This window comes from Streptosporangium fragile (assembly GCF_039534445.1).
GTDB classification, from domain to species: Bacteria; Actinomycetota; Actinomycetes; order Streptosporangiales; family Streptosporangiaceae; genus Streptosporangium; species Streptosporangium fragile.
Window position 1 is genome coordinate 18,503 of the sequence record NZ_BAAAVI010000054.1, and the last position, 26,303, is coordinate 44,805.

Sequence of the window (26,303 nt, forward strand, 5' to 3'; positions counted from 1 at the left end):
CTCAGTCGCCCTTCTCGACGTAGTACCAGTTCTCCGGGCTGATCATCCCGAAGGGGTTGATCGGCTCGAAGCCCCGCAGGTTGTTGGCCACCTCGAACAGCCGCAGTGAGAAGTTGGGGATGAAGATGACCGGGACCTGCTCGGCGATGTAGTCCTGGTACTCGTAGAGCGCGGCCGGGTCGTCGCTGGTCACGGTGCGGGCGATGAGCTCGTCGGCCTTCGGGTCGGTGTAGTGGCCGAAGTTGCCGCCGGCGTCGGTCTTGAACAGGATCTCGCCGCTCGGGTAGTGGTACACCCAGCCGCCGCCCCAGGTGCTCAGCTCCCACAGGCAGGGGCTGTCGGGCCCGGGGACGCACGGGGCGTCCTCCGCCACCAGGACCGAGCCGTAGACCTCCTGCAGCCGCATCTCGATGCCGGCCTTGGCGGCGTCGTCGCGGAACTGCTCCATCAGCCGGGTGAGCGCGGGGCGGCCCTCGGCGTAGCGGAGGGAGAAGCTGAGCTTGGTGCCCGCGGGGATGCCCGCGCCGGCCTGGCCGGGGCCCTCGCCGGGGTTGACGCAGACCGCCGGCGTCGTGCTGGTGTCCCAGCCGTTCTCCTCCAGGAGCTTGCGGGCCCGGTCGGGGTCGTAGGGCAGGATCGGCGCGCCCTGCAGGGAGGGCGAGACCAGGTCGCTCACCGGGTAGCGGGGCACCGGGCCGTCCTGGCGGTAGGCGTAGCCGTGGTAGATGTCGCGGGCCGCCCGGTCCTGGTCGAGGGTGTGCTGCATCGCCTGCCTGATGTAGGTCTGGGCGAGCATCTTCCCGGCGACGGTCGGGTTGTTGTAGTTGAGCGGGATGTAGCGGATGCAGAAGGCCGCCTGCGGGACGAGGGTGTAGTGCTCGCCCAGCGGGTTGGGCCCGCCCTTGGTGGGGTCGTCGGTCGGCTCGGTGCTGAAGCTCAGCGGCAGGTAGCCGACCTGGATGCCGTCGGGGCCGTCGGGCCCCCGGAGCAGCCTCTGGTACTCCTCCCCGTCGGACATGAAGGGGATCTGCCGGAACTCGTCCAGGTGCGGCTTGTTCGGGCCGGAGTAGTGCTCGTTGGGGACGAACGTGACGACGCCTTCCATGGTGTAGCTCTTCAGCCGCCACGGGCCGCTGACCACGCTCCAGATCGGGCTGTCGGCCCAGTGCACGCGGTCGGAGTTGTCCTCCTCGATGACGCCGCCGTTCTCCCCCATCAGGAAGTCGTAGACCGCGGCCACGTTCTCCAGGCTGGAGGAGGCGTCGGACGGCCCGTCGGCGGTGCGGTCCCACGCCTTGGGCATCGGGGTGATGGTGCTGAGCTGGTTCATCAGCACCCAGCGCTTGGAGTAGACCTTGTCGAAGGTGAAGTAGACCTTGTCCTCGGCGAGCTTGCCGTAGGAGACCAGGTTGTCGGGGAAGCAGCCGGGGACGTACTCCCCGTACCGCTCCCCCTTGACCGCCATCATGTTCACCCAGAACAGGACGTTGTCCGCGCAGATCGTCTCGCCGTTGGACCACTTCCAGGGCTTGACGGTGACGGTGACGGTCCGGCCGTCCTCGCTCCACTCCGGCGGCTCGCCGATGCTGAGGTCGTAGTCGACGTCCGGGGTGCCCTTGGTGCCGAAGAAGTAGAGGGGCCGGTACATCAGGATCTGGAACTCGAGCAGGTTGCGGGTGCCGAAGCGCTCCGGCGGGGTGAAGGGGAAGATGATGGACGGGGGGAAGCCGGGCGCGCACGCCCAGGTCACGGTGCCGCCCTTGACCGGCTTCTCCGCGCCGGGCCGGGCGATGGTGTTCAGAGTCATGACTGTCCCTCGGTGTTCGGGTCGATCTCTTCGAGCAGGGAGGTGCCGCTGTCCGCGTGGTCGCCGTAGCGCTCCCACGTCTCGTGGAGCCGCACGCGGCCGTCGGGGAGCATCTCGGGGACGCTGTGGCAGTGGCCCGACACGACGGCGCCGTCGTCGAGGACCATGCAGTAGGCGAAGTCGAGGCTGCCGTCGGGGGCGCAGACCCCGGTCAGGGTGCCCCGGCGGGCGTGCCCGCCGGCGAACTCGCCCCACAGCAGGTCGCCGTCCTGGCGGTACAGGGCGACCGGGTGCTTCTCCTCGGGGGGCACGCCGCCGGTGGTGAAGCGGCGCCCGTTGTAGTCGATCATCGCCGGGCCCCCCGCAGTTCGAGGGTGCAGCACTTGGCGCTCCCGCCGGACTTCAGCAGCTCGGAGAGCTCGACCCCGATCGGTTCGTAGCCGCGCTCGCGCAGCTCGTCCATCAGGTGGGTGGCCGCGGGCGGCAGCAGGACGTGGCGGCCGTCGGAGACGGCGTTCAGCCCGAACACCTCCGCGTCGGCCTCGGTGGCGATGATCGCGTCGGGGTACAGGACGCGCAGGACGCCCTGGCTCTCCCGGGCGAAGGCTCCGGGGTAGTACATGATCTGCTCGTCGTCCAGCACGGCCAGCGCGGTGTCGAGGTGGTAGAAGCGCGGGTCCACCAGGCGGAGCCCGGCCACGGGCCGCCCGAAGAACCGCTCCGCCTCGCGGTGCGAGCGGGTGTCGGTGCGGAAGCCGGTGCCGGCCAGCAGGTACCGGCCGGCGAGGAGGTAGTCGCCCTCGCCCTCGTTGACGTGGACCGCCTCGCGGGTCTCGTAGCCCCGGGCGCGGAACCACTCCAGGTAGGCGGGGCCCTCCGCGGCCCGCTCCGGGTGCCGGAACCGGGCGGACAGCACCTTCCCGTCGATGACGGTCGCGCCGTTGGCGGCGAAGACCATGTCGGGGGAGCCGGGCAGCGGGTCGATGAACTCCACCCGGTGGCCGAGCGCCCGGAAGGCGTGCAGCAGGCCTTCCCACTGGAGCCGGGCGAGGGAGCCGTCGACCGGCTTGCCGGGGTCCATCCACGGGTTGATGGAGTAGACCACGTCGAAGTGGGTGGGCGGGCACATCAGGTAGCGGCGGGGGCGGGCGACGCGCTGGACGCGCTGCGGCGCCTCGGTGGCCAGCTGGGTCATGACGGCTCTCCGTCCTGGACGAAGCGGACGGTGATCTTGGAGGCGTGGTCGAGCATCGCCTCCCGGGCGTCCTCCAGGGAGGTGCCGGTGGTGCCGAGGAAGCCGAGGATGCTGTTGCCCTCCGGCGGGCGCCGGACGACGTCCCCGGGCTTGGCCGTGATCTTGAGGAAGAAGACCCGGTCCGACTCGGCGACCTCGGCGGGCACGTCGACCGAGGCGATCGTGCCGGCGTCGCAGAGCAGGCACATCGCGGTGACGTGCACGCCGTTCGGCCGGTAGTGCCGCACTCGTGGCGCGGCGCCGCGCGCCACGTCCATCACCGCCCGGATCGGGCAGTGGTCGGCGGTGATCCTGGCGATGAGGTCCAGCCCGCCGCCGCCGGGCCGGATCGCGATCTCCAGCAGGTACGGCTCGCCCCGGTGGAAGCGGACCTCGGCGTGCAGCACGCTGCGCCGCAGCCCCTGGGCGTGCGCGCCGGCCCGGACGACCCGGTGGACCGCTGCCACCTGCTCGGGGGTGAGCGAGGTCGGCGCGTGGTGCACGTCGTCGTCGAAGGTGCCGCCCTCGACGGTGATGCGGTCCACGATCGAGCCGAGGTAGACCTCGCCGTCCCAGGCCACCGCCTCGATCAGGAACTCCTCGCCGTCCAGGAACGACTCCACCAGCAGGCCGTGCGGGCCGAGGTCGAGGCCGTGCGCCTCCATGGCGAACCACGACATGCCCTCGATGCCGGCGAGGGCCCGCGGGAACAGCTCCGCCATCTCCTCCCGGTCGTCGATCTTGAAGACGAAGTTGCTCGCGGCGCCCAGGGTGGGCTTGAGGATGACCGGGTAGCCGAAGTCCTCGGCGGCTCCGAGCGCCTCCGCGAGGTCGGTGACGAAGCGGAAGTCCGGGTGCGGCGCGCCGTGCGCGCGGTGCGCCTCGCGCATCAGCAGCTTGTTCCGGCTGGTCCTGGCCGCCTCGACGCCCACGCCCGGCAGGCCGAGCGCCTCCGCGACGGCCGCGACCGCGGTCACGGCCGACTCGGAGAAGGTGATGACCCCGTCGAAGCGCTCCTGCTCGTGCCAGACCTTGGCCTCGGTGATGAGGTCGTCGATCCGCTGGGAGCCCGCGAGGCGGTAGCGGCCGGCCGGCCAGAAGTCCGGGGTGCCGATCCCGTTGAGCACGTAGAGCTCGGCGCCGAAGTCCTGGACCTGCTGGTAGCGGGACTGGTAGTAGGTGGCGTTCTGCCTGGCCTCCAGGGCGAGGAGTTTCATCGGGGGCTCCCGGGGAGACGGGGAAGGAGGAAGGCGTCGATCGTCTCGGCGCCGGTGTCGAGGGTGAGCTCGACGCCCGCCGCCTCGGCTTCCGCCGCGACGTCGATCAGGATGGGGGCGGCGCAGGCCAGGAGGGTGCGCACCTGGAGCAGGAGGTCGCCGGTCTCGGCGTGCTCGGCGGTCAGCAGTCTGCCGAGCTGAGTGACGATGCCGTCCGCCGCCCGGGTCAGGCTGAAGGTGGCGAGGTCGTAGCAGAGGCGGAACCTCTCGACCATCACCGCCGCCCGCCGGCGGCCGGCGTCGGTGACCTTGAGCTCCTCCCCCGGGTCGGTGACGGCGGCCTCGACACGGGCGGCCAGGGCGTTCCACGGTTCGCGCAGCCGCCGGTCGGTGACCTTGTCGAGCCCCTCCCTGGTGAAGTTGGCCCGCTGGTCCTCCGGGCAGGTGAGCGCGAGGTAGAAGCGGACGAGGTCGCGTGGCACCTCGGCGACCAGGTCGGCGCCGCGGATCAGGTGGTTGCGGCTGGTGGAGAACTTCTCGTTCTCCAGCTCGTAGAACTCGTTGCAGACGTTGACGTCGGGGGTGATGTAGCGGTCGCCGTGGGCGAGCAGCATCACCAGGTCGACCATTCCCCAGAAGTAGACGTTGTCGAAGCCGTGGAAGTAGACCAGGCGGTTGCCGCTGCCGGCGCGCCAGAGCTCGTCGACGGGGCCCTCGGGCTCGCCGGCCGCCTTCCAGGTGCTGTAGATCGAGGCGGGCATCGCCTCGATCCAGGGGTAGAGGATCTGGCCGGGGGTCTCGGCGAACGGCGCGTCGATCCCCCACCCCGGCGACGGCACCGTGATCGGGATCTCGGGGAGCGGCCGGGCCAGGATCTCCCGGATGAGCTGGGCGCTGTGCCGCCGCCAGCCCCCCTCGCGGGCGGTGTAGTAGGCGGTGAGCTCCCGCCGGTGGTTCTCCAGGGGCAGGACCAGGACGTCGACCTCGCGTGAGGTCACCGGGTCGCCGGGGTCGAGGACCGAGCGCGGGTCGCCGAGGTCGTCGAAGTGGTTGGGATGGCCGCAGCCCTCGCAGGACCCGCCGCAGCTCTCGGTCAGGCAGGCCGGGCACTCGCCCTTGACCAGCCCGTCGAACAGGTAGGTCCCCGCGTTGCCGGCGTACGGCATGCGCACCGTGCGCAGCTCGAAGCGGCCCGCCTCGTGCAGGGCGGTGACGAAGTCGAGCACGGTCCGCCGGTAGACGTCGTCGACGGGGGGCAGCGGGGCGAGGGAGACGCCCATGGCCTCGATCGACCGCTGGATGCGGGCGGTGGACGTCGCGCACAGCTCCGCGGGTGTCGTGCCGTGCTTGCGCGCGGTCGAGATCATGTAGGACTGGCTGTCGTCGGTGCAGGTCGCGTACGTCACGGGACGCCCGTCGGCGCGCAGGTAGCGGGCGTGGACGTCACCGGCGAGGTACGGGCCCGCCAGGTGGCCGACGTGCAGGTCCCCGTTGGGGGTGGGGGTCGCGGCGATGACGATCGTCCCCGTCATTTCTCCTCCAGGTGGCGGGTCTCGAAAGCGCGGGTCATGTCGTGGTCCCACCAGATGCCGTACATCTCGAAGTCGGCGGTGCCGTCGTTGACGACCCGGTGGTCGGTGCCGGGTGGGAAGTAGGCGATGTCCCCGGCGGAGAAGGGGGCGTGCTCGCCCTCGCTCTCCAGGACCGCCTCACCGGAGACCGCGATGAAGATCTCGTACTCGTGGTGGGCGTGCCGGGTCGAGGCGGTTCCGGGCCGGATGACGCACCAGGCCCCCTCGAACGGGGCGTTCAGCGTGTTCCACGGGAGCAGCCGCTTGGCGAGCAGGCCGTTGTCCGGGCGGAGCTGGGCAGGGTCATAGGAACGAAGGTCCACGGGGGGTGTCTCCTCGGATCGCTTCGGCGGAGGGGGCGGAGGGGCGCTGCGGGGTCAGGAGGCGACCGGCAGGCTGAACGACGGCAGGAGCTCGGCGGTGCCGTGGCTCTCCCGGAGGTCGCCGACGATCTCCTCCGCGCGGTTGGCCAGGGTGCTGAGCAGGGAGTCGGCGATGCCGTGGGTGTCCTCGTTGACGCCCTGGAGGTAGCAGGCGGCGTCGGAGCCGGCGGGCAGGGCCAGCTTGTAGAAACGGCCGACATCGATCTCGTCGAGACCGGCCTTCGCGGCCAGGCCGCGCACCAGCGAGGGCATCCGGCGGTCGAAGCCGGTGCCGAGCAGCAGCACGTCGCACCGGAGCTCGTCGCGGCGGCCGCTCTTCCGGTCGGTCAGGGTGAGGACGATCTCGTCGCCCTCGGTCCTGGCCGCGGAGACGTCGGCCATGGTGATCATCCTGATCCGCTCCTGCCCGGTGAGGCGCTCCAGGTAGATCTGCCGGTAGAGGGTTTCGAGCATGCCCGGGGACAGGCCCGCGTAGTTGGTGCGGTGCATCTCGCCGAGGAGCTGGCGGCGCGCCTCGGGGCCGGACCGGTAGAACTCGTCGACGAAGGAGGCGTAGAAGAGCTCGTTGGTGAACTTGCTGCTCTCGTAGCCGTTGAGGCCGATGGAGCGCATGACCATGGTGCATCGGGCGTTGGGCATGCTCTGGTGGGTGGCCCACAGCATCTCGGCCGCGCTCTGCGCGCCGCCGATCACCACGACCCGGTGCGGGGCGTCGTGGTCGAGCCGGGCGATTCCCCGGCTGTACTCGGTGCTGTGGATGACCCGCTCTCTCGGGAGCGTCCCGAAGACCTCGGGGACGTGCGGGTCGCGGCCCGCGCCGATCATCAGGGTGCGGCAGGAGATGGTCGAGCCGTCGGCGAGCCGGACGGTCCACCGCTCGATCCGGCCGCCGGGGGACAGCACCGGATCGACCGCCACGCAGCGCCGGCCGTACTGGATGCGGACCCGCGTCAGTGATTCCGCCACCCAGAGGAGATAGTTCGATATCTCCATCCGGTAGGGGGTGAAACTGCCCAGGTTCACGAATTCGTGAAGCCTTCCCACGGAGTGCAGGTAGTTCACGAAGGAGAATCTGCTCTGCGGGTTTCTCAGGGTGACCAGGTCCTTGAGGAAGGAGACCTGGCTCTGCGTCCACGGCAGCAGCATTCCGCGCTGCCAGGCCACGTTCTCGTGCTGCTCGACGATCAGTGTTCTGGTCGCCAGTTCCGGTTCGAGCTCTTCGAGAGCCACGGCGAGGGCGAGGTTGGACGGCCCCGCGCCGAGGGCGAGCAGCTCGGCTTCCTGGTGCTTCACAGTGGTCGCCTCCTGGACGACTTCTCGGGCGCGGTGCCCGGAGTGAGTGGGTCTCTCCTGCTCGGGGTCACTGCCAGCCGGCCCCGTCGGTCAGGGCCGAGGCCGGCGTGGCCGCGAGAGCCGGGTCGTCACCGGCCGCCTCGCCGGCCGCGACCGTGGCCGCCCTGGCGGCCACGGGGGTGACGGCGAGCGGGAGGGCGCCGAGCACGGTGGGGACTGAACGGATCATGGTGTTCATCGTTTCCTTCCTTTCAGCCGGTGTTTCTCGGCGCTTTCTGCTTTTCGCGGCCCGGATACCCCCGATGGATTTCTCCGGACATTTCCTGATTTGTTCTGACGCTTTGATTCTTGGTCGGCGAGTCGGACTCCGGAAGGCCTCCGGGCTGTCAGCGCGCTGCAATGGCAGGTCGCTGCCAGGCCTGCCCGCCGAGCGTGCCAAGAGGGGCGAGCGCCAGGGTGAGGTCGGCGCCGCAGCCCGCCAGCGACCAGCCGGCGAGCCCGGGCACCGTGTCGAGACAGCGGCGACACAGCCGGTCCGCGGCGCTCTCGGCGACGTCGAGGGTGGGCTGGCGGAAGAACAGGCCGAGGGCGACGCCGTCGGGACGCGCCTCGCTGTAGGCGTGCTCCAGCCGGTCCTCGGGCTCGGCCAGCACCGTGAGCAGGCGGCGGATCTCGCGGGCGGAGGTCCGCTCCTCGGGCGAGACCGGGTGGCCGTCGATCTCGGGTGCGCGCAGCCGCGCGTGGATGAGGTACATGAATCGACCCTGGCCTCCCCTGCGGCGGACAGGCCAGGCTCCCGTCCTGGCATGAGCCTGCCCGGCAGAGACCTGCCAGGGCGCCGGGAACGGCCCGCGTGGCACGGGAAGCCGGGATTCCGGCAGGTCAGAGACCCGGAGACGGCCACGTAACCGGATCATCACTCCGCCGGGCTAGCGTCGGGTCTCGACCACCGTGAGGCCTGCCCGCACGGTCGCGTCTCGATCATGCTCGCACCGTGGAGGGCACGTGCTCACGATGCTTGGTCTCGGCTCCGCCGAGGAAACCGTCTACCGGACCATCCTGGAGAACCCCTCGTACGGAGTGGCGGAGCTGAGCGTGAAGCTGGGCTGGCCGGTCCACCGGATCCGCAGCACGCTGGACGAGCTGGCCAGGCTGTCGCTCCTGCGCCCCTCCTGGGAGGAGCCGGACGTGCTGCGCCTGGTCAGCCCGGAGGTGGGACTGGCCGCGCTGCTGGCCCGCGAGGAGGCCGCGCTGCTGGCCCGGCAGCAGGAGATCGAGCGGAGCCGGACAACCGTCGCCCAGATGATCGCGACCTACGCGGACCGGAACCCGGCGCAGCCCAGCGAGGACTCCGAAACGCTCGTCGGCATCGACACGATCCGCGCCAGGATCGAGGAACTGGTCGCCGGATGCCGGCACGAGCTCCTCGGGTTCGAACCGCAGGGCGCCCAGACCCCGGACAACATCGAGGCGAGCCGCCCGCTGGACGAGGCGCTGCTCGACCGCGGCGCCGCCCTCCGCATCGTCTACCTGGACAGCGTCCGCAACGACCAGTCGACCACCAGGTACGCGTTCTGGCTCACCGGGCGCGGCGGCCGGGTGCGCACGGCGCCCAGCCTCCCGCTCCGCATGATCGTCTTCGATCGGCAGGCGGCCCTCGTGCCGATGAACCCCGAGGACAGCGGCGCGGGAGCGGTCCTGCTGCGCGGAGCGGGCGTCGTCGCCGCCCTGGTCGCGCTGTTCGAGCGGACCTGGGAGGCCGCCACCCCCCTCGGCGGGGAACCCCGGCGTGACGAGAAGGGGCTCAGCAGCCAGGAGCGCGAGATCCTCCGCCTGCTCTCGCTGGGACTGACCGACGAGGTGGTGGCCCGCAGGCTCGACGTCTCGGTCCGCACCCTGCGGCGCGCCACCGCCGACCTGATGGAGCGGCTCGGCGCCCGGAGCCGGTTCCAGGCCGGCTACCTCGCGGCCGCCCGGGGATGGCTGCCGGAGCACCCCTGACGGGCCGCCGTCCCCGGTCGCGGCGGCGGGTTTTCCTGTCGCGTGCGGCGGGGAGGTGCCTATCGTCGGTGAAGCGGGGGAGCCGTCGTGGCGGGTTCCGGGGGGGATCCCGCGGCACCCCGCGCAATGGCGTCGCCCCCGGCACGGGCCCTGGCCGGCCGCGTCCGGGGACGCGCCGATGGGAGCGGGGGCATGGGATTCGAAGAGTTCAAGAAACGGCAGAGCGTCGTCTGGGGCACGGGGCCGTACGAGCGGTTGCCGCAGCACTATCAGCCGTTGCTCGACCACCTGGTGCGGGCGCTCGACGTCCGTCCCGGGGAGCGTGTGCTCGACGTCGCGACCGGGACCGGCGCGCTCGCGGCGCGGTTGGCCCGGTCCGGCGCGGAGGTCACCGGCGTCGATCTCGCACCCGGGCTGATCGAGACCGCGAAGCGGCTCGCCGCCGACGAGGGGCTCGACATCCGCTACGAGGTCGGGGACGCGGAGAACCTGCCGTACGAGGACGCGAGCTTCGACGTCGTCGCGTCCAGCATCGGCTCGATGTTCGCCCCCGACCACGACGCCGTCGCCCGGGAGCTGGCGCGGGTCTGCCGGCCCGGGGGCCGGCTGGTGCTCGGGCACTGGAGCCACGAGCGGGGTGTCGTGGACATGTTCAAGGTGATGGCGCCCTTCATGTCCCCGCCGCCGCCCGGGGCCGGCTCGCCGTTCCGGTGGGGAGACCGCGAGTACGCCGGGCAGCGGCTGGGCGGGGCCTTCGAGCTCCGCTACGAGGAGGGCGACGCGCCGCAGACCGGCGAGTCCGGCGAGGAGGTCTGGGAGCTCTTCGCCACGGTCTACGGGCCGACGAGAACGCTCGCCGAGTCGCTCGAACCCGGCCGGCGCGAGGAGCTGCGCCGCGCGTTCGTCGAGTTCTACGAGGGTTACCGCACGAAGGACGGCGTTCACCAGTCCCGGCCGTACCTCGTCGTCATCGGGGTGCGACGCCGCTGACCCCGTCCGGAGCCCTCCGGACGGCGAGGCCCCGGCGGCCGGGCCTGCCCCTGTTCGCGGCGCCGGTCCGCACCGCGGCAGGCCCGGCCGTGGCGGGACGGCCTCGTACCGGGCCGGCGCTCCCGCCCCGGCGCGTGGGGGATGCTTGAGGTGTGGTCTGGTTGCTTTTCGCGGACGAGCTCAGGATGTTCCTCGCCCGCGGCCGGCGGGACGGCCGGGTGCGGGTGGCGCAGGACGGCACCTCCTCGCTGGGCCACCTGGTCGAGTCGGTGGGCGTGCCGCTCACCGAGGTCGGGGCCCTGGTGGTCGGCGGGCGACCGGAGCCGCCGTCCTACCGGCCGGGGACCGGTGACACCGTGGACGTCCTCGCGGTGCGGCGGCCGCAGCGGGTGGACGCCCACGGCGCCGTCGCGTTCGTGCTCGACGTGCATCTCGGCACGCTCGCGCGGCGGTTGCGCCTGCTGGGAGTCGACGCGGCCTACCGCAACGACCGCGACGACGACGAGCTGATCGAGCAGGCGAACGCGGAACACCGTGTGCTGCTGACCCGCGACCGCGGCCTGCTGCGGCGCAGGACGCTCTGGTCGGGGGCGTACGTGCGCGGATCCCGGCCGGACGAGCAGCTGGCCGACGTCCTCGACCGGTTCGCGCCGCCGCTGTCCCCGTGGACACGCTGCGTCGCGTGCAACGGGCTGCTCGCGCCGGTCGCCAAGGAGGAGGTGGAACACCTGCTGCGGCCGGGCACCCGCCGCACCTACGACACCTTCGTGCGCTGCCGGTCGTGCGGCCGGCCGTACTGGCGCGGCGCGCACGGACGGCATCTGGAGACGATCGTGGACCGCGCCCGCGGGTGACCACCCACCCCCTCCCGGCCGCAGAGATCGGACCTCTGACTGCTATAACGGTCTCCGATCGATGGAGGTACGGCATGCGCGTCGCGTTGCACACCCGGCTCAAGCCGGGCACGGAGTCGGAATACGAGCAGGCGCACCGGGAGGTGCCCGCCGAGCTGGTCGAGGCGATCAGGAAGGGCGGTGCGCACGAGTGGACGATCTGGCGCAGCGGCCAGGACCTGTTCCACGTGATCGACTGCGACGACTACGAGGCGCTGCTCTCCTCGCTGGCCGGGCTGCCGGTGAACATCGCCTGGCAGGCCCGGATGGCGGAGCTGCTGGAGGTCACGCACGACTACTCCGAGGAGGGCGCGGGCAAGGGCCTGCCGGTGGCCTGGCACCTGCCCCCGCTGGACGCGCCCGCGGAGTGATCCGATCCCGGCGGGCCGCCCCGCCGGGATCCGCCGCGGGCGGGGAGGGGAGGAGCCCCGGGCCACCCCCTCCCCCGGCCTGACCGCCGGGACGTCCGAGGACCCGGCGGTCAGATGGGCAGCCGCCGGCCGGTGACCGCGGAGAAGAGCCGCTCCTTGCCCGGGACGATCCGCAGCCGGACCCGGTCGCCCTTGGCCGGCGGCGCGTTGGGGTCGACCCGGGCGATGACGGTCTGGTCGAGGAGCTCCGGGTAGGCCGGGTCGGCGTACTGGCCGTAGAGGAAGGCGTCCGAACCGAGTTCCTCGACGACGGTGACGGTGACGGGGAAGGCCCTGTGCTCCGCGTCGGCCCCGCCGGTCGTGTCGACGTCCTCGGGCCGGAAGCCGAGGATGACCCGGTCGGCGCTCTCGTCCTTGAGCGCCTTGAGCGTCTCGCGGGTCAGCGGCACCCGTGTCCCGCCGAGGACCGCCTCCTCGCCCTCGACGCGGAACTCGGCCAGGTTCATCGACGGCGAGCCGATGAAGCCGGCGACGAAGACGTTGGCCGGATGCTGGTAGAGGCGCAACGGCGTGTCGACCTGCTGGAGCACCCCGTCCTTGAGGACGGCGACCCGGTCGCCCATCGTCATGGCCTCGACCTGGTCGTGGGTCACGTAGACCGTCGTCACCCCGAGCCGGCGCTGCAGGGCGGCGATCTGGGTGCGGGTCTGCACGCGCAGCTTGGCGTCCAGGTTGGACAGCGGCTCGTCCATGAGGAACGCCTTCGGCTCGCGCACGATCGCCCGGCCCATGGCCACGCGCTGCCGCTGGCCGCCGGAGAGCGCCTTGGGCTTGCGGTCGAGGAACTCCTCCAGGTCGAGCAGGCGGGCGGCGTCGCGGACCCGGCGGTCGCGCTCGTCCTTGGGGATCTTCATCACCCGCAGCGCGAAGCCCATGTTGTCGGCCACCGACATGTGCGGGTAGAGCGCGTAGTTCTGGAACACCATCGCGATGTCCCGGTCGCGCGGCGCCAGGTGGGTGACGTCGCGGTCGCCGATGGCGATGCGCCCGCCGTCGACCCTTTCCAGCCCGGCGAGCATGCGCAGGGAGGTGGACTTCCCGCAGCCGGACGGGCCGACGAGAACCAGGAACTCGCCATCGCTGATGTCGAGGTTCAGGGCGTCCACCGCGGGCCGCTCGGTCCCGGGGTAGACCCGGGTCGCCTCCTCGTAAAGGACTCTGGCCATCGGTTCCTCCTATGTCACTGGAAACGGTCCGCCCGGCAGCCCGCCCGCCGTCCCGCGGACCGGCGGTCGTGGTCCCGGTTCCGGCCGCACCGTCATTCGCCCGGCCGTACGACTGCCTTGACCAGGCCGGGATCGCGGGCTCCGGCCGTGAGCGCCTGCTCCACCTCGGCCAGGCCGTAGTGCCCGGTGACCAGGGGGTCCAGCTGGACGCGGCCCGAGGCGGCCAGCGCGATGGCCGCCGGCCAGGTGTTGGCGTAGCGGAAGGTGCCGGTCACCTCGATCTCGCGCGTCTGCACGTGGGAGAGCGGCAGCGGGATCTCGTCCCCGCCCATGCCGACGAGGACGACCCGCCCGGCCCGGCCCACCACGCGGACGGCCTCCCCGACGACGGCGGGGTGACCCGAGCATTCGAGCAGCACGTCGGGGCCGAACGCGGCGTCGGCCAGCCGGTCCTCACGCACGTCGAGGGTCACGCTCGCGCCCAGGTCGCGGGCGAGCCCGAGCCGGACGGGGTTGACGTCGGTGATCATGACGTCGGTGGCGCCGAAGGCCAGCGCGGTCTGCAGGCAGAGCAGCCCGACCGGGCCCGCGCCGGTGACGAGCACCCGGGTGCCGGGGCCGACCCGCGCCTTCCGGCAGGCCCACACGCCCACCGAGAGCGGCTCGATGAGAGCGGCGGCGTCGTCGGAGAGGGTGTCCGGGACGGGGTGGGCGAACTCCTCGTGCACGACGACGTACTCGCAGAAGGCGCCGTCGATCGGCGGGGTGCCGAAGAACCGCATCCGCGGGCAGAGGTTGTACCGGCCGGCCCGGCAGTGCGGGCAGGTGAAGTCGGGCACGCCCGGCTCCAGCGAGACGCGCAGGCCCGTACGGTGGCGGCCGGCCTCGGAGCCGGCGCCGGCCACGGTCCCGGACGGCTCGTGGCCGAGCACCAGCGGGGCCTCCACCACGAAGTCGCCGATGCGCCCGTGTTCGTAGTAGTGCACGTCGGAACCGCACGTCCCGACCGAGGCCACCCGCACGAGCACGTCCCGGGGGCCGGGCTCGGGCCGGGGCCGCTCCTCCAGCGTGATCTTTCCTATGCCCTGCAGGACGGCGGCGCGCATGGTGTGTCCGGCCATGGTCTTCGCCCCTACTCCCCGGTGACGGCGCCGAGGGTGAGGCCGGTGACCAGCCAGCGGCGCACGGCGAGCCCGGCGAGCATCATCGGCACGACCACGATCGTGCCGATGGCGGTGAGCTGGCCCCAGTCGATGCCCGTCTGGGTGACCAGCTGGGAGGCGGCGATGGGCAGCGTCTGGGAGTTCGGCCCGGAGAAGACCACGGCGAAGGCGTAGTCGTTCCAGGCGAAGACCAGGCACAGCACGAAGGTGGTGACCAGTCCCGACTTGGTCAGCGGCAGGATGACCGTGTAGAAGGCCTGCCAGCGGGTGCAGCCGGCGACGAGCGCGGACTCCTCCAGGGAGGGCGGCACCTCGGCGAAGAACGCGCTCATCAGCCAGATGGCGAACGGCAGGTTGAAGGTCAGGTAGGCCAGCACCAGGCCGGGGATCGTGTCGATCAGGCCGAGCCCGCGGAAGATGAGGAAGAGCGGGACCACGACCGCCGCGATGGGCGCCATACGCGTCGAGATGATCCAGAAGGCCAGGTGTCTCTTCCCGCGCATCTGGGTCCGCGCCAGGCCGTAGCCCGCGAGCGCGCCCAGGCAGACCGCGAGCAGCGCGGAGATCCCGGCGGCGAGCACGCTGTGCCAGATGTAGGGTCCGAGGTTGTTGGGGCCGGTGAACAGGTTGACGTAGTTCTCCACGGTCGGCGTGAACAAGATCTGCGGGGTGGCCGCGGTCACGTCCGCGCGGCTCTTGAACGACGAGAGCAGCATCCAGAGCAGGGGGACCAGCGTCCAGACCAGAGCCAGGGCGAGGAGGATCACCACCCCCCAGCGGGAGCGCCGGCTGCTCTCCTCCAGCGGGGACTGCGGCACCCCCGGCGGGGCGGGGGTGATCACCCGTTCCCCTGTCTGCACGGCCGGACCGGCACCGGTCCGCTGGCGGGTGGACGACGGTGGCGTCATCGAAGTGCTCATCGGGTCAACCCCCTGACGTCCAGCAGTCGGACGAAGGTGCGGGCGATGATGATCGAGAAGACCAGCATCGCCAGGCCGATGGCCGCGGCGTAGCCGAGGTCGAAGAAGCGGAACGCGGTCTCGTACAGCCGGACCGGAATGATCTTGGTCGCGTCCGCGGGGCCGCCGTTGGTGGTGACCCAGATGATGTCGAAGTAGCGGATGGCGTCCATCGAGCGGATGAGCAGCGCGACGAGCAGCACGTTCGAGATCGCCGGGAAGAGGATGTACCGCAGCGTCATCCATCCCCGGGCGCCGTCGACGGCCGCGGCCTCCCGCACCGACTGGGGCACGCTCGACAGGCCGGCGAGGGTGATCAGGGCGATCAGCGGGGTCCACTCCCACACGTCCATCAGCACGACGGCGGCGAAGGCGCTGACCGGGCTGCCGAGGATGTCACCGGTGTACCCGAGGGAGCGCAGCACCCACGCGTAGAGCCCGAAGGTGGAGTCGGTGAGGTAGCGGCCCAGCAGGCCGACGATCGAGGGCGCGGCGAACATCGGGAGCAGCAGCAGGCTGAGCATGATGTTGCGGCCGCGCAGCACGCGGTACAGGCACAGCGCGATGGCCACCCCCAGGACCATCTCCAGCCCGACGGTGAGCACGAAGTAGACGACCGTGCGGAGCCACGACAGCCACAGGTCGCCGTCGGTGAAGAAGCGCGCCCAGTTCCTGAAGCCCACGATGTCGAGCCGGACCCCGCCCAGCAGCCGGACGAGGGAGAAGCTCATCGCGACCAGGGCGAGGAAGGGCACGATCGAGAGCGCGGCCAGCAGGATCAGGCCGGGTGTCATCATCCTGCCCTCGAAGCCGACTCTCGGCTCCTTCAGGGTGGCGGGTTCGGGCCGGGCGGGCCGGAAGACCGGCGAGGAGTCCGCGACGTGCGTCATCTAGGCCACCCACCCTCGCGCCACGATCTGGTCCACCCGGGATTTGATCGAACGCATCGCTTCCTCCGGTGTCGCCGCCCCGCTGAGCATCCGGGACAGCTGTGTGAAGATCGCGGTGTTGCACTCGTTCCACATCGGGATCTTGGGCCGGAGGCCGATGTTCTCGGCCCGCCAGGCCTGGCGCACCGCGGCGGCGGTGAGCATGTTGGGCATCGGCGAGGGCCGCCGCTCGGCCGCGCGCACCTCCGGCAGCTCGTACACGGAGGTGCGGGTGGGGGTGCCTCCGCCCGCCTTGCTCTTGAGGTTGGCGAGCTGCGTCTCGGGCGAGGTGGCCCACACGAGGAAGAGCCAGGCGGCGCCGCGCTCGTGGGGCAGCGTGTTCGCGCTGATCCCCACTCCCGTGCCCCCGTACATGTTGGCCGTGCCGGCCGGGCCCTTGGGCAGTGCCGCGTAACCGACCTTGCCGGGCATCACCTGCTCGTTGCTGGCCGCGAACTCGTGCCAGTTCGGGCACATCGCCAGCCGGCCCGCGCGGAACGCGGCGCCCACGCCGTCCCAGTCCCACGTCTTCGAGGCGGGGTCGGCGACGCCGAGCAGCCGGTTGTAGAACGCCGCGCCCGCGATGGCGGCGTCGGAGTCGAGCCGGCACGGGCCGGGGTCCCGTTTCCCCAGGCGCCCCACTTCCTTGCCGTTGTCGAAGTAGTCGCCGCCGTAGGACCACAGCACGTTGCTGAAGTCGTTCATCAGGGAGTCGTGCTGGCGGGCCTGGTGCCCGGTGCCGTATCTGACGTCCGACGTCGCGTTCTTGCCGAACCACTGGGCGATCTGGAGGTACTCCTCCCACGTCCGCTCGCCACCCGGGACGGGGTCGAACCCGAGGTCGTCCGCCATGCGGTCGTGGTACTTCTCGAACAGGTCGCGCCGGTACTGCCAGATCATCGTCGGCGCGTCGTACGGCAGGGCGTAGACCGCCTCGCGGTCGACGAACCGGCCGGCGGCGTCCATCTGGGCGGGGATGAAGTCCTCGACCCCGCCGGGCAGGTCCGGCAGGTTGGGGTCGGCCTGCAGCGAGCGCAGGTCCACCAGTCCTCGCTGGTACGGCGCGAGCACCTGGTAGGGGTCGGCATAGATCACCTGGTACTGGGCCCGGCCCGAGGCCAGGTCCAGGGCGACCCGCTGGACCAGCGCGGTCAGCTCCAGCGTCACGATGTTGACGTTGATCCCCGTCAGGTCGGTGAACGGCCGGGTGTTCGCGGCGATGGCGGCGGTGGGAGCGGTGTTCTCCGAGATGAAATTCAAGGTGGCGCCCTGGAACTGGCGCCACTGGTCATCGCTGGCGGTCCACGGCGCGTCACTGCGGGAGCCGCACGCGCTCAGGCTTCCCCCCAGAGCCAGCGACGCCCCGGCGGCCAGGGCACCCCGGAGAACGTCACGCCTGCTGGGCTGGGACGAGTTGCGATCCACTGTCCACTGCACCTCCTGACATTGCAGGCAAGGGCAACGACGACAGGTTTATCTCATACAAACGTGCACGTAAACACACATATATGAGATTTTCTCATAAATAATATGAGATTTTGGGTTTTCTCCTGGGAAGGCAAGCCGCCGCGGTTCCCCTCGGGCGCGGCGCGCTCACGCGCATGTCCCGCGTTCCGCGAGCTCCCGCACCGTCGCGCGGGCGCCTTTCGTGTGCAGCGATTCGAGCGCGCGCAGATACGGCTCGACAAACCGTTTGTCGTCGGCGAGGTCGCCGAAGAGGTCCCGGTCCTCGATGAAGGCCGTGGGGTGCTCGCGCTGCGTTCTCGCCGCGGCCGTCAGCCGGTCCCGCAGCCGGTCGACGATCTCGATCGGCTCACCGGACTCGTCGGCTCCCTCGGCGTAGCGCGCCCAGCTGGCCACCACGGCGGCCGCGCGGGCGACCTCGCCGCCGCGGGCCAGTTGCTCGCGCACGACGGGAAGCAGCCATTTCGGGATCCGGTCCGACGACTCGGCGCACAGTCTCGCGAGCGTGTCCCGCACCTCGGGATTGGAGAACCGCTCGATGAGGGTCCGTTTGTAGGCGGCCAGATCGATGCCCGGCACCGGCCGGAGCGTCGGCGTGGCCTCGGCGTCCATGTAGCCGAGGAGGAACGTCGCGATCGCGGGGTCGGCGGTCGCCTCGTGCGCGTACCGGTACCCGGCGAGGTAGCCGAAATAGCAGAGCGACTGGTGACCGGCGTTCAGCAGCCGCAGCTTCATCAGCTCGTACGGCTCCACGTCCGCGACGACCTGGACTCCGGCCTCCTCCCAGGGAGGACGCCCGCTGGAGAAACGGTCCTCGAGCACCCACTGCGTGAACGGCTCGCAGACGACCGGCCAGGCGTCCTCGACGCCGAAGCGCCGGACCAGGTCCTCGCGGTCCTCGTCGGTGGTGACGGGGGTGATGCGGTCGACCATGGAGTCGGGGAACGCGACGGCGTCCTCGATCCAGGCGGCGAGAGCGGGGTCGGCGAGCCGGGCGAACGCCGTGAAGGTGCGGCGCGCGACGTGGCCGTTCCCCTGGATGTTGTCGCACGACATGACGGTGAACGGCGCGGCCCCGCGGTCGCGGCGGCGGCGCAGGGCCTCGGTGACGAGCCCGAACACCGTGGCCGGGACCGCGCCGGGCGCCAGGTCGGCGCGGATCGCGGGAGCCTCCGCGTCGAACTCCCCGGTGACGGGGTGGATGTTGTAGCCGCCCTCCGTGACGGTGAGGGACACGATCCGCACCGCCGGGTCGGCCATCTTCTCGACGACCGCCTCCGGATCGTCGGGCGCGAAGAGATACTCGGTGATCGACCCGATGACACGGGCCTCGCGCGTCCCGTCGGGGTGCTTCAGCACCATCGTGTAGAGGCCGTCCTGCGCGGTCAGCGCGTCCCGCATCCGCGCGTCGCCGGGGAGGACCCCGACGCCGCAGATCGCCCAGTCGTGCGCCCTGCCGTCGTTCATCAGCCGGTCCAGATACATCGCCTGATGCGCCCGGTGGAATCCGCCCACCCCGAAGTGGACGATGCCGACCGTGAGCCTCGACCGGTCGTAGGAGGGGACCGCCACCTCCGGGGCGAGGGCTCCCACGGTCCCCTGCGTCAGCGTGGTCATTGCCATCGATCCCCCTGCGGCGGCGTCCCTCCTTCGTCTCTACGCTCGGCACGGCCAACTCCGACAGCTTCAAAATTTAAACTGTTGGTATAACGTCGCGTCGGAGGCGGGGACGGTGATCGTTATCGTGGGCGGGTGTCATCTGTTCTCCGCACCCGCCTGCTCGCCGCGCTCACGGCGTGCCTGACCGTCGCCGCCGGGCTGACGGTCCGCGCGGTCACCGGCGGCTGGTTCGGCAAGTACGCGGGCGACGCCCTCTACACCGTGCTGGTCTATACGCTGATCGTGCTGCTGCTGCCCCGTCTGTCCCCCGCGCGGGCCGCGCTCGGCGCCCTCGCCTTCAGCTGGGCGGTCGAGTTCGCCCAGCTCACGCCGGTGCCCGCGGCGCTGTCCGAGGTCAGCGTCGCCGCCCGGCTGGTGCTCGGCAGCACGTTCGGCGCGGCCGACCTCGTGGCGTACGCCGCCGGGGCGGCCCTCGCCGCCGGGGCCCACGCCCTGCTCCGGCACCGCTCACCGGCCGGGCGGGTCGTGGCCGCCGAGCGGCCCGGCCCCTGAACGGCCGTGTCCCCTGAGCACCGGTGGGCGCACCGTATGATTGCCGAGCCATGCCTGAAGGACACACCATCCACCGCCTCGCCGGGGAGCACCGGCGGGCGTTCGCCGGCCGGGCCGTGCACGCCGAGAGCCCGCAGGGCAGGTTCGCCGCCGGGGCCCTGCAGATCGACGGCCGGGTGCTCACGGAGGCCGACGCCCACGGCAAGCATCTGCTGCTGGGCTTCGACGACGAGCGGTGGCTCCACATCCACCTGGGCATCTACGGCAAGTACGCCTTCGGCCCCGTGCCCGCGCCCGCGCCGACGGGCGCCGTCCGGCTGCGCCTGAAGGGCGCCGAGGAGTACGCCGACCTGCGCGGGCCCAACGTCTGCGAGCTGCTCGACCCGGCCGAGAAGAAGGCGCTGCACGCCAGGCTGGGGCCCGACCCGCTGCGTGCGGACGCCGACCCGGAGCTCGCCTGGCGACGGATCGGCCGCAGCCGCACCTCGATCGGCGTGCTGCTGATGGACCAGTCGGTCGTCGCGGGGGTGGGCAACATCTACCGCGCCGAGGCGCTGTTCCGGCAGGGCATCGACCCGTCGCGTCCCGGGCGCGACCTGACCCGCGAGCAGTGGACGGCGATCTGGACGGACCTGGTGACGCTGATGGCCGAGGGCGTGCGGGCGGGCCGGATCGACACGGTCCGGCCGGAGCACACACCGGAGGCGATGGGCCGCCCGCCCCGCGTCGACGACCACGGCGGCGAGGTCTACGTCTACCGGCGTTCCGGCATGCCGTGCTTCCTGTGCGGCACCGAGGTCCGCACCGAGGTGCTCTCCGGGCGCAACCTCTTCTGGTGCCCGGCCTGCCAGACCCGCTGACCGGTCGCGCCGTCCGCCCCGGGGCCGGTGGATCCCGGCGCCGGCGCCGGTGAGGCCGGAAGGCCGGAGGCCGCCCCGGGGGGCGCTCACCCGCGCCTCCGCCCTCAGATCAGGGTTCGCGCCGTCCAGAGCTCGGGGAAGACGTCCCGTCGCATGCTCCGCTCCAGCCAGCTCAGCCCGCTCGATCCGCCGGACCCCGGCTTGGCGCCCATCGAGCGGCGCACCGCCATCACGTGACGGTAGCGCCAGTCGGAGAACTGCTCGGCCAGGTCGGTCAGCGTCTCGGCCAGCGGCGCCAGCGGCCCGGCGTACACCTCGGCCCAGGCCGCCTCGACCCCGGCGTCGGGCTCGTACTCGGCGGCGAGGTCGCGTTCCAGCACGGCCCGGGGGATCGGGTACCCGGCGCGGGCGAGGAAGGCGAGGACCGAGTCGTACAGGCTCGGCCGGTGCAGCGCCGCCACGAGCTCCCGGTGGGCCCGGGGGTTGCGGCGGTGCGGCCGGATGAGCGCCTCCGACTTGTTGCCCAGCAGGAACTCCACGTGCCGGTAGAGCGCCGACTGGAAGCCGGACCCCTCGCCGAGAGCGTCGCGGAAGGCGTTGAACTGGGCCGGGGTCAGCCAGCTCAGCGACGCCCAGGCGGCGTTGAGCGCCTGGAAGTGGCGGACCGTGCGGCGGATCGTCTGGATCGCGGCGGCGTCGTCGTCATCGTCGAGCTGCCGCTGGGCGAGCAGCCACTCCGAGCGGAGCAGCCCGAAGTACAGCTCCATCACCTGGGTGGTCACCAGGAACGGCAGTTCCTCGGGGACGTCGGTGACGGTGCGCTGGAGCCGGTGCAGGACGTCGGTGCCCACGTAGTCGTCGTAGGGAGTGGTGGCGTCGAACGCCAGCGTGGGCAGTCCTTCGTTCGCCTCGGCCCGCGCCCTGCGGTCCTGCTCGGTGAGCTGCCTGATGGCGGTCATCGTTCCTCCTCCATGTGTTCGTTTCCATGGTGGCCGGTAGCCGTCAATACCGAAATAATGGAGGAAAGGCGATTAACGGCTTCCGCCTTCGGAACGGAAGGCCACGGAGCCGATCAGGTTACGATGTGACGGAGCGTGACAGTGGACGCGATGGACTGGGCGTTGCTGGCCGAACTGCAGGCCGACGCGCGGCTGTCGTACAGCGAGCTCTCCCGGCGGGTGCACCTGTCCGCTCCGGCGGTGGCCGAGCGGGTGCGGCGGCTGGAGGAGACCGGCGTGATCACCGGCTACCACGCCAGGGTCGACCCGGCGCGGGCCGGGCGCGCGGTGGCCGCCCTGATCAGGATGTCGTGCTACGGACCGCGCTGCGTGCTCCGCGACGAGCAGGCGCTGGCCTGGCCGGAGATCCTGGAGGTGCACCGGGTGACCGGCGACACCTGCTGCCTGCTGCGGGTGGCCGCGCCCTCGATGACGGCCTTCGAGGAGATGATCGACCGGCTCGCCCCGTACGGCCATCCGTCGAGCATGATGGTGCTCTCCAGCCCCGTCGAGTGGCGCCCGCTCTCCCCCGCCTGAGCGGCCCGGCGAGCGCGGCCCGCCACCCGGTGGGCGCGCGGCGATCAGCAGGACCTGTCGGCGATCACCCCGGCGGTGGCGCGCCAGATCGGCGAGGCGGGGTCGATGACGTCGAAGTGGTCGCCTGACATCTCCAGGTACGTCACCTCGTCTCCGGCGGCCTGGGCGGCCCGCGCGTAACGGCGGCCGAAGTCGACCAGGTCGAGGTCGTCCCCGCCGCCCTGCACGATGAGCTGCGGCACCCCCAGGGGGAGGCGCTCCAGCGGCCCCGACCGCCGGTAGACCTCGGGCACCTCGGCGGCGGACCCGCCGAGGGCGGCGGCGACCGCGCCCGAGCTCATCTGCCGCAGGTCGCCTTCGACCAGGTCGAGCACCCCCGCCAGGGAGACGGCCAGGGTGACGCGGGGGTCGTCGGCCGCGGCATGCAGGGCCAGCTGCCCGCCCGCCGAGTGGCCGATCACGACGACCGGGCCGGTGGCCTCTTCGGCCACCAGGGCGATCCCCCGGGCGACGTCCTCGGTGGTCGCGGTCCAGCCGTGCAGGTCGGGGCGGCGATACTCGAGGTTCCAGGCGGCGAACCCCCGCCCGGCCAGGTCGACGCAGAGGGCGTCCATCAGGTCGGCGCCCCAGATCGAGCGCCAGAAGCCGCCGTGCAGCAGCACCGCGGCCGGTGCCCGCCCGGCGGTCTCGCGCGGCGGGCGCACCTCGGCCCACTGGTCGGGGTGCTCGCCGTAGGCGACCCGGCGCGCGGGCCACCGCGACCGGTGCACGGCGTGCCTGATCGCCCAGGTCAGCCCCCAGATCCCCCGCCCGTGCAGGTGGGTGGCCACCGTGCCGTCCACGGGCGCGGGGAGCGGGGCCGCGGATCTGGCGACGTCGAGCCAGACCGCGCCGGGATGCTCGGCGGCGAGGCTCCTGGCCTCGGGGTCGGGGCCGGGCAGGGCGACCAGCGCGCCGGGGAAGCCGAGCGCGGCCCGGAAGCCGGCGAGGTCGGGGGCCGGCGTCACCGTCCCGCTGACGCCGAGGGCCGCGAACTCCCGGTCGGCCACCTCGGTGAGGAGCCGCAGGTCGGCGACGAGGCCGGGACCGGTGACCACGAGCACCGTGGGATTCGGAGGGATCATCCGCTTATTGTGCTCCATACCAGACCATGCTCACGGTCATGGGACGGCGACCGTACGACACACCCGAAATCCTGGGTCTGCGCCAAATCTGTGTATAAGATCACCAACGTGATGGTATGTCCGCCTTCCGGGATGACCTCCAGTCCTGGCACCTCCGAGACGGTAGCGTCCGCGCATGCGCCACGTTGAGATCTCCGGCACGAGACTCCGGCTGAGGGAGGTCACCCTCGACGACGTGGACGCCCTGCACGCGGTCTACGGCGATCCCGCGGCCACCGAGCACCTGCCGTTCGACCCCCGCACCCGCGAGGAGGTCGAGGAGAGCGTCATCGAGGCCATGAAGTCCGCCGAGACCGAGCCCCGCCGGCTGTACGTGCTCGCGGTCACCGACGTCGACGGCGACGAGGCCTTCGGCGTCGCCCGGCTGCACATCGAGGCCGACCACCCGCACAGCGCGGAGATCGGCCTCGGGCTCCGCCCCGACTACTGGGGCCGGGGCCTCGGCACCGACCTCATCCGGCTGATCCTGACGTTCGGCTTCCGGCATCTGCGGCTCCACCGCATCTGGGGCGCCCGCTCCCCGGCCAACACCGCCGCCCAGCTCGCGATGCTGGTCGCCGGGATGGTCGAGGAGGGCAGGATCAGGCACCACGTCCGCGCCCGCGGCGTGTGGCGCGACTCCATCGTGCACTCGGCGCTGGAAGACGAGTGGGAGGGCCATCGCGACGCCTGACCCCGCGGTCCCGGCGGTGGCGGGCGACCACCCGCCGCAGCCGGTCCGGTCCCCACCGGGCCGGTCCACCCCGACCACCGCGCCGCCGATCGACCTCCGCGCCGTCGATCGGCGGCGCGGGCCGTACCGGACCGTGACCGCGTGATGTCGCCGGCGGTTCCGGACGTCCCGAAACGACCGATGAGGTTTACCCTTTCACCGGGTTGTGATGGAATTGCCGCCGTTTCCGAGTACGCGAAGCGGCGAATGGCCCTAAAGTCCGCGCATGTGAGTGACAGTCCCACCCTTCCCGTACGAGGACGTGCCGCCCGGCCCTCCGGCAGGCACCGCAGGCCCGTGCCCTCCCAGCTTCCGCCCGAGGCTCCAGCGCTGGTGCTGGCCGTGCTCGGTGACGCCTCCGGGGTCGCCGCGGAGGTCGCGGCCCTGATACGGGTCGACAACCCGCAGATCCAGGTCCGCCTGGCCGGCCTCGGCGAGGACGGCAAGCAGCTGACCTCCGAGCTGGAGGCCGCCGCCCGGGAGCGGCCGGAAGATGCCGCCGCCGCCATCGTGGTCCCGCTGCTGACCGGCCCTCACCCGGCCGCGGACCGGCTGGTCTCCACCGCGGTCGCGGCGAGCGGGGTCTCCGTGACGGTCACCGACCCGCTCGGGCCGCACCCGCTGCTGGCCGAGGCCCTGCACATCCGCCTGGCGGAGAAGGGCCTGGCGCGGGCCGACCGGATGCGGCTGCTCAACGTCTCCAGCCCGGTCGACGCGGTCATCCTGGCCACCGTCGGCGGCGAGAAGGCGGCGGCGGAGGCTCAGCCGACGGCGGTGCTGCTGGCCTCGCGGCTGACGCTCCCCGTGCTGGTCGCCTCCCTCGACAGCGGCCCCTCGGTCGCCGACGCGGCCGAGCGGCTGCGCGGCATCGGCGCCCAGCGGATCGCCCTGTCCCCGTGCGTCGTGGGCCCGGAGGCGCCCCCCGGACTGGCGGACGACGCGGCCGGGGCGGTCGGGGCCGAGTGCGCCGACGTCCTCGGGGCCCACGGTCTCGTCGCGGACCTGGCGGCCCGCGCCTACGGGAGCATCCTCTCGGCGGGCTGACAGCCCGCCTGCGGGGCCGGCCCCCTCCGGAGCCGGCCCCGTCCCCGGAAGGCGCGGACGCCCTCCCCGGGGCGTCCGGGACGCCTGAGGTGAGCGATCCCCCCTGACGGGTAATGACTCATGCGCAGTCACCAGAGGAGATCGATCATGCTGTTCGGGAAAGAGCACGTCGAGCGCTACCGGGCGACCGACGGCGCCGAGGGACACGAGTGGCAGGGCACCACGGCCCTGATCCTGACCACCAAGGGCCGCAAGACCGGCCGACGGCACGACACGCCGCTCATCTACCAGCGCCACGGGGACGACTACCTCGTGGTGGCCTCCAAGGGCGGCGCCGACGCCCCGCCCTCCTGGTACCTCAACCTGCAGGCCGACCCCGAGGTGGAGGTCCAGGTGCTGGGCGACCGCTTCCAGGCCACGGCGCGCACCGCCACCCCCGAGGAGAAGCCGGAGCTGTGGCAGATCATGACCGCGGCCTGGCCCGCCTACGACGAGTACCAGACGAAGACCGACCGGGAGATCCCGGTGATCGTGCTGGAGCGCACGTCGCCGTGAACGGTGCCCTCCGCTCCGGCCGTCAGGGCTCCAGCCAGACGTAGCCGGCGAACCTCCCGGTCCGGCCCTCCCGCCGGTGGGAGAACAGGTCGGCGGTCTCGATGGTGCAGCGAGTGTCGTGGAGGACCTCGGCGACACCCGCCTTGCCGAGCTGCTCGGTGATCGCGGCCCGCAGGTCGAGGGCCGGGGTGTCGTGACGGGTGATCGACCAGGCCGCGGGCAGCACCGCGGTGACCTCCTCGCGCAGCCCGGCGGGGACCTCGTAGCAGGAGCCGCAGGCCATCGGGCCGATCAGGGCGGTCATCCGCGCCGGGTCCGCGCCGCGCCCGGCCATCTCCGCCACGAGGGCGGGGACGACGCCGGCGACGGTGCCGACCCGCCCGGAGTGCGCGGCCCCGACCAGCCCGGCCCCGGGGTCGGCGAGCAGGACGGGCGCGCAGTCGGCGCACAGCGCGGCCAGGCCGAGACCGGGCACGTCCGTGCAGACCCCGTCCAGCGGCGGCGGTTCGGCCCCGAACGGCTCGGTGACGTAGCGGACGTCGGCGCTGTGGACCTGCCGCATGAACACGACCCGGTCCAGGCCGAACTCGGCGGCGGTCCTGGCGCGGTTGACGGCGACCGCCTCCGGGTCGTCCCCGCACATGCCTCCGAGGTTGCGGGTGCCGTACGGCTCGGCGCTCACGCCCCCGTGGCGGTCGGTGATCCTCATCTGAAAGTTCACGGCCCGACCATACTCGCCC

Annotated in this window: 28 protein-coding genes; 10 read left to right on the plus strand and 18 right to left on the minus strand. The window is 72.1% G+C overall.

What is annotated here, in order from left to right; all coding sequences use genetic code 11:
- Position 1: 1 nt before the first annotated feature.
- The 9 genes from ABD841_RS29190 to ABD841_RS29230 form a co-directional block, all read right to left on the minus strand.
- A complete protein-coding gene (locus ABD841_RS29190; RefSeq protein WP_344978505.1) occupies positions 2-1,807 on the minus strand; it encodes an ABC transporter substrate-binding protein in 1,806 nt (601 codons plus the stop codon).
- Positions 1,804-2,157 carry an avidin-fold protein gene (locus tag ABD841_RS29195; protein ID WP_344978507.1) on the minus strand — a complete coding sequence of 118 codons (354 nt, stop codon included), beginning with the start codon at positions 2,155-2,157 and terminating at the stop codon, positions 1,804-1,806. The genes ABD841_RS29190 and ABD841_RS29195 overlap by 4 nt, the downstream gene beginning before the upstream one ends.
- Complete coding sequence (gene ddaH, locus ABD841_RS29200) at positions 2,154-3,002, minus strand: dimethylargininase (protein WP_344978508.1); 849 nt, start codon at positions 3,000-3,002, stop codon at positions 2,154-2,156. The genes ABD841_RS29195 and ddaH overlap by 4 nt, the downstream gene beginning before the upstream one ends.
- Complete coding sequence (locus tag ABD841_RS29205; protein WP_344978510.1) at positions 2,999-4,258, minus strand: ATP-grasp domain-containing protein; 1,260 nt, start codon at positions 4,256-4,258, stop codon at positions 2,999-3,001. The genes ddaH and ABD841_RS29205 overlap by 4 nt, the downstream gene beginning before the upstream one ends.
- Positions 4,255-5,790 (minus strand): class I tRNA ligase family protein, encoded by a 1,536-nt coding sequence (locus tag ABD841_RS29210; protein WP_344978512.1) that lies wholly within the window; start codon positions 5,788-5,790, stop codon positions 4,255-4,257. Before ABD841_RS29210 ends, ABD841_RS29205 begins: the two co-directional genes overlap by 4 nt.
- Entirely contained in the window at positions 5,787-6,152 is a 366-nt protein-coding gene (locus tag ABD841_RS29215) for a cupin domain-containing protein (RefSeq protein WP_344978514.1), read from the minus strand. Before ABD841_RS29215 ends, ABD841_RS29210 begins: the two co-directional genes overlap by 4 nt.
- Positions 6,153-6,206: 54 nt before the next feature.
- A complete protein-coding gene (locus tag ABD841_RS29220; RefSeq protein WP_344978516.1) occupies positions 6,207-7,505 on the minus strand; it encodes a lysine N(6)-hydroxylase/L-ornithine N(5)-oxygenase family protein in 1,299 nt (432 codons plus the stop codon).
- Between the two features lie 67 nt (positions 7,506-7,572).
- Positions 7,573-7,734: a hypothetical protein gene (locus ABD841_RS29225; protein ID WP_344978518.1), complete on the minus strand. Its 162-nt coding sequence runs from the start codon at positions 7,732-7,734 to the stop codon at positions 7,573-7,575.
- A 157-nt stretch (positions 7,735-7,891) separates the two neighbouring features.
- Positions 7,892-8,260, minus strand: a complete 369-nt coding sequence (locus ABD841_RS29230) for a hypothetical protein (protein WP_344978520.1) — start codon at positions 8,258-8,260, stop codon at positions 7,892-7,894.
- Between the two features lie 259 nt (positions 8,261-8,519).
- Between ABD841_RS29230 and ABD841_RS29235 the strand changes: the two genes are divergently transcribed.
- The 4 genes from ABD841_RS29235 to ABD841_RS29250 all read left to right on the plus strand — a co-directional run bounded on the left by ABD841_RS29235 (position 8,520) and on the right by ABD841_RS29250 (position 11,760).
- Positions 8,520-9,506 (plus strand): helix-turn-helix transcriptional regulator, encoded by a 987-nt coding sequence (locus ABD841_RS29235; RefSeq protein ID WP_344978570.1) that lies wholly within the window; start codon positions 8,520-8,522, stop codon positions 9,504-9,506.
- A 192-nt stretch (positions 9,507-9,698) separates the two neighbouring features.
- Positions 9,699-10,496, plus strand: a complete 798-nt coding sequence (locus ABD841_RS29240; RefSeq protein ID WP_344978522.1) for a class I SAM-dependent methyltransferase — start codon at positions 9,699-9,701, stop codon at positions 10,494-10,496.
- Between the two features lie 152 nt (positions 10,497-10,648).
- On the plus strand, positions 10,649-11,350 hold the full coding sequence (locus ABD841_RS29245; protein ID WP_344978524.1) for a Mut7-C RNAse domain-containing protein: 702 nt from the start codon (positions 10,649-10,651) through the stop codon (positions 11,348-11,350).
- Positions 11,351-11,424: 74 nt separating this feature from the next.
- A complete protein-coding gene (locus ABD841_RS29250; protein WP_344978525.1) occupies positions 11,425-11,760 on the plus strand; it encodes an L-rhamnose mutarotase in 336 nt (111 codons plus the stop codon).
- Positions 11,761-11,870: 110 nt separating this feature from the next.
- Here ABD841_RS29250 and ABD841_RS29255 read toward each other — a convergent pair whose 3' ends face one another.
- From ABD841_RS29255 to ABD841_RS29280, 6 genes are all read right to left on the minus strand, one after another.
- Positions 11,871-12,986, minus strand: coding sequence for an ABC transporter ATP-binding protein (locus ABD841_RS29255; RefSeq protein ID WP_344978527.1), 1,116 nt, complete (start codon positions 12,984-12,986; stop codon positions 11,871-11,873).
- 92 nt (positions 12,987-13,078) lie between these two features.
- Positions 13,079-14,107 carry an NAD(P)-dependent alcohol dehydrogenase gene (locus ABD841_RS29260; RefSeq protein ID WP_344978529.1) on the minus strand — a complete coding sequence of 343 codons (1,029 nt, stop codon included), beginning with the start codon at positions 14,105-14,107 and terminating at the stop codon, positions 13,079-13,081.
- Positions 14,108-14,118: 11 nt separating this feature from the next.
- Positions 14,119-15,069 carry a carbohydrate ABC transporter permease gene (locus ABD841_RS29265; RefSeq protein ID WP_344978530.1) on the minus strand — a complete coding sequence of 317 codons (951 nt, stop codon included), beginning with the start codon at positions 15,067-15,069 and terminating at the stop codon, positions 14,119-14,121.
- Complete coding sequence (locus ABD841_RS29270; protein ID WP_344978532.1) at positions 15,066-15,998, minus strand: carbohydrate ABC transporter permease; 933 nt, start codon at positions 15,996-15,998, stop codon at positions 15,066-15,068. Before ABD841_RS29270 ends, ABD841_RS29265 begins: the two co-directional genes overlap by 4 nt.
- A complete protein-coding gene (locus ABD841_RS29275; RefSeq protein ID WP_344978534.1) occupies positions 15,999-17,462 on the minus strand; it encodes an extracellular solute-binding protein in 1,464 nt (487 codons plus the stop codon). It lies immediately after the preceding gene.
- 168 nt (positions 17,463-17,630) lie between these two features.
- The gene (locus tag ABD841_RS29280; RefSeq protein ID WP_344978535.1) at positions 17,631-19,118 is read right to left on the minus strand and encodes a mannitol dehydrogenase family protein; all 1,488 of its coding nucleotides are present in this window, start codon (positions 19,116-19,118) and stop codon (positions 17,631-17,633) included.
- Positions 19,119-19,253: 135 nt separating this feature from the next.
- Here ABD841_RS29280 and ABD841_RS29285 point away from each other — a divergent pair, with 135 nt between their 5' ends.
- Positions 19,254-19,673, plus strand: coding sequence for a ribosomal maturation YjgA family protein (locus ABD841_RS29285; RefSeq protein ID WP_344978537.1), 420 nt, complete (start codon positions 19,254-19,256; stop codon positions 19,671-19,673).
- 50 nt (positions 19,674-19,723) lie between these two features.
- A complete protein-coding gene (locus ABD841_RS29290; RefSeq protein WP_344978539.1) occupies positions 19,724-20,533 on the plus strand; it encodes an Fpg/Nei family DNA glycosylase in 810 nt (269 codons plus the stop codon).
- A 104-nt stretch (positions 20,534-20,637) separates the two neighbouring features.
- Here ABD841_RS29290 and ABD841_RS29295 read toward each other — a convergent pair whose 3' ends face one another.
- Positions 20,638-21,492 (minus strand): tryptophan 2,3-dioxygenase, encoded by an 855-nt coding sequence (locus ABD841_RS29295; RefSeq protein WP_344978541.1) that lies wholly within the window; start codon positions 21,490-21,492, stop codon positions 20,638-20,640.
- 150 nt (positions 21,493-21,642) lie between these two features.
- On the opposite strand from ABD841_RS29295, the gene ABD841_RS29300 reads away from it, so the two are divergent.
- Positions 21,643-22,068 (plus strand): Lrp/AsnC family transcriptional regulator, encoded by a 426-nt coding sequence (locus tag ABD841_RS29300; RefSeq protein WP_344978572.1) that lies wholly within the window; start codon positions 21,643-21,645, stop codon positions 22,066-22,068.
- Positions 22,069-22,112: 44 nt separating this feature from the next.
- Here ABD841_RS29300 and ABD841_RS29305 read toward each other — a convergent pair whose 3' ends face one another.
- A complete protein-coding gene (locus ABD841_RS29305; protein ID WP_344978542.1) occupies positions 22,113-23,192 on the minus strand; it encodes an alpha/beta hydrolase fold domain-containing protein in 1,080 nt (359 codons plus the stop codon).
- Positions 23,193-23,367: 175 nt separating this feature from the next.
- Here ABD841_RS29305 and ABD841_RS29310 point away from each other — a divergent pair, with 175 nt between their 5' ends.
- The 3 genes from ABD841_RS29310 (at position 23,368) to ABD841_RS29320 (ending at position 25,563) form a co-directional block, all read left to right on the plus strand.
- Positions 23,368-23,925 carry a GNAT family N-acetyltransferase gene (locus tag ABD841_RS29310; RefSeq protein WP_344978544.1) on the plus strand — a complete coding sequence of 186 codons (558 nt, stop codon included), beginning with the start codon at positions 23,368-23,370 and terminating at the stop codon, positions 23,923-23,925.
- Between the two features lie 267 nt (positions 23,926-24,192).
- The gene (locus ABD841_RS29315; RefSeq protein ID WP_344978546.1) at positions 24,193-25,008 is read left to right on the plus strand and encodes a sirohydrochlorin chelatase; all 816 of its coding nucleotides are present in this window, start codon (positions 24,193-24,195) and stop codon (positions 25,006-25,008) included.
- Positions 25,009-25,155: 147 nt separating this feature from the next.
- Entirely contained in the window at positions 25,156-25,563 is a 408-nt protein-coding gene (locus ABD841_RS29320; RefSeq protein WP_344978548.1) for a nitroreductase family deazaflavin-dependent oxidoreductase, read from the plus strand.
- Positions 25,564-25,585: 22 nt separating this feature from the next.
- Here the strand turns inward: ABD841_RS29320 and pgeF are convergent, their stop codons facing one another.
- A complete protein-coding gene (gene pgeF, locus ABD841_RS29325) occupies positions 25,586-26,272 on the minus strand; it encodes a peptidoglycan editing factor PgeF (RefSeq protein WP_344978574.1) in 687 nt (228 codons plus the stop codon).
- Between the last annotated feature and the right edge of the window lie 31 nt (positions 26,273-26,303).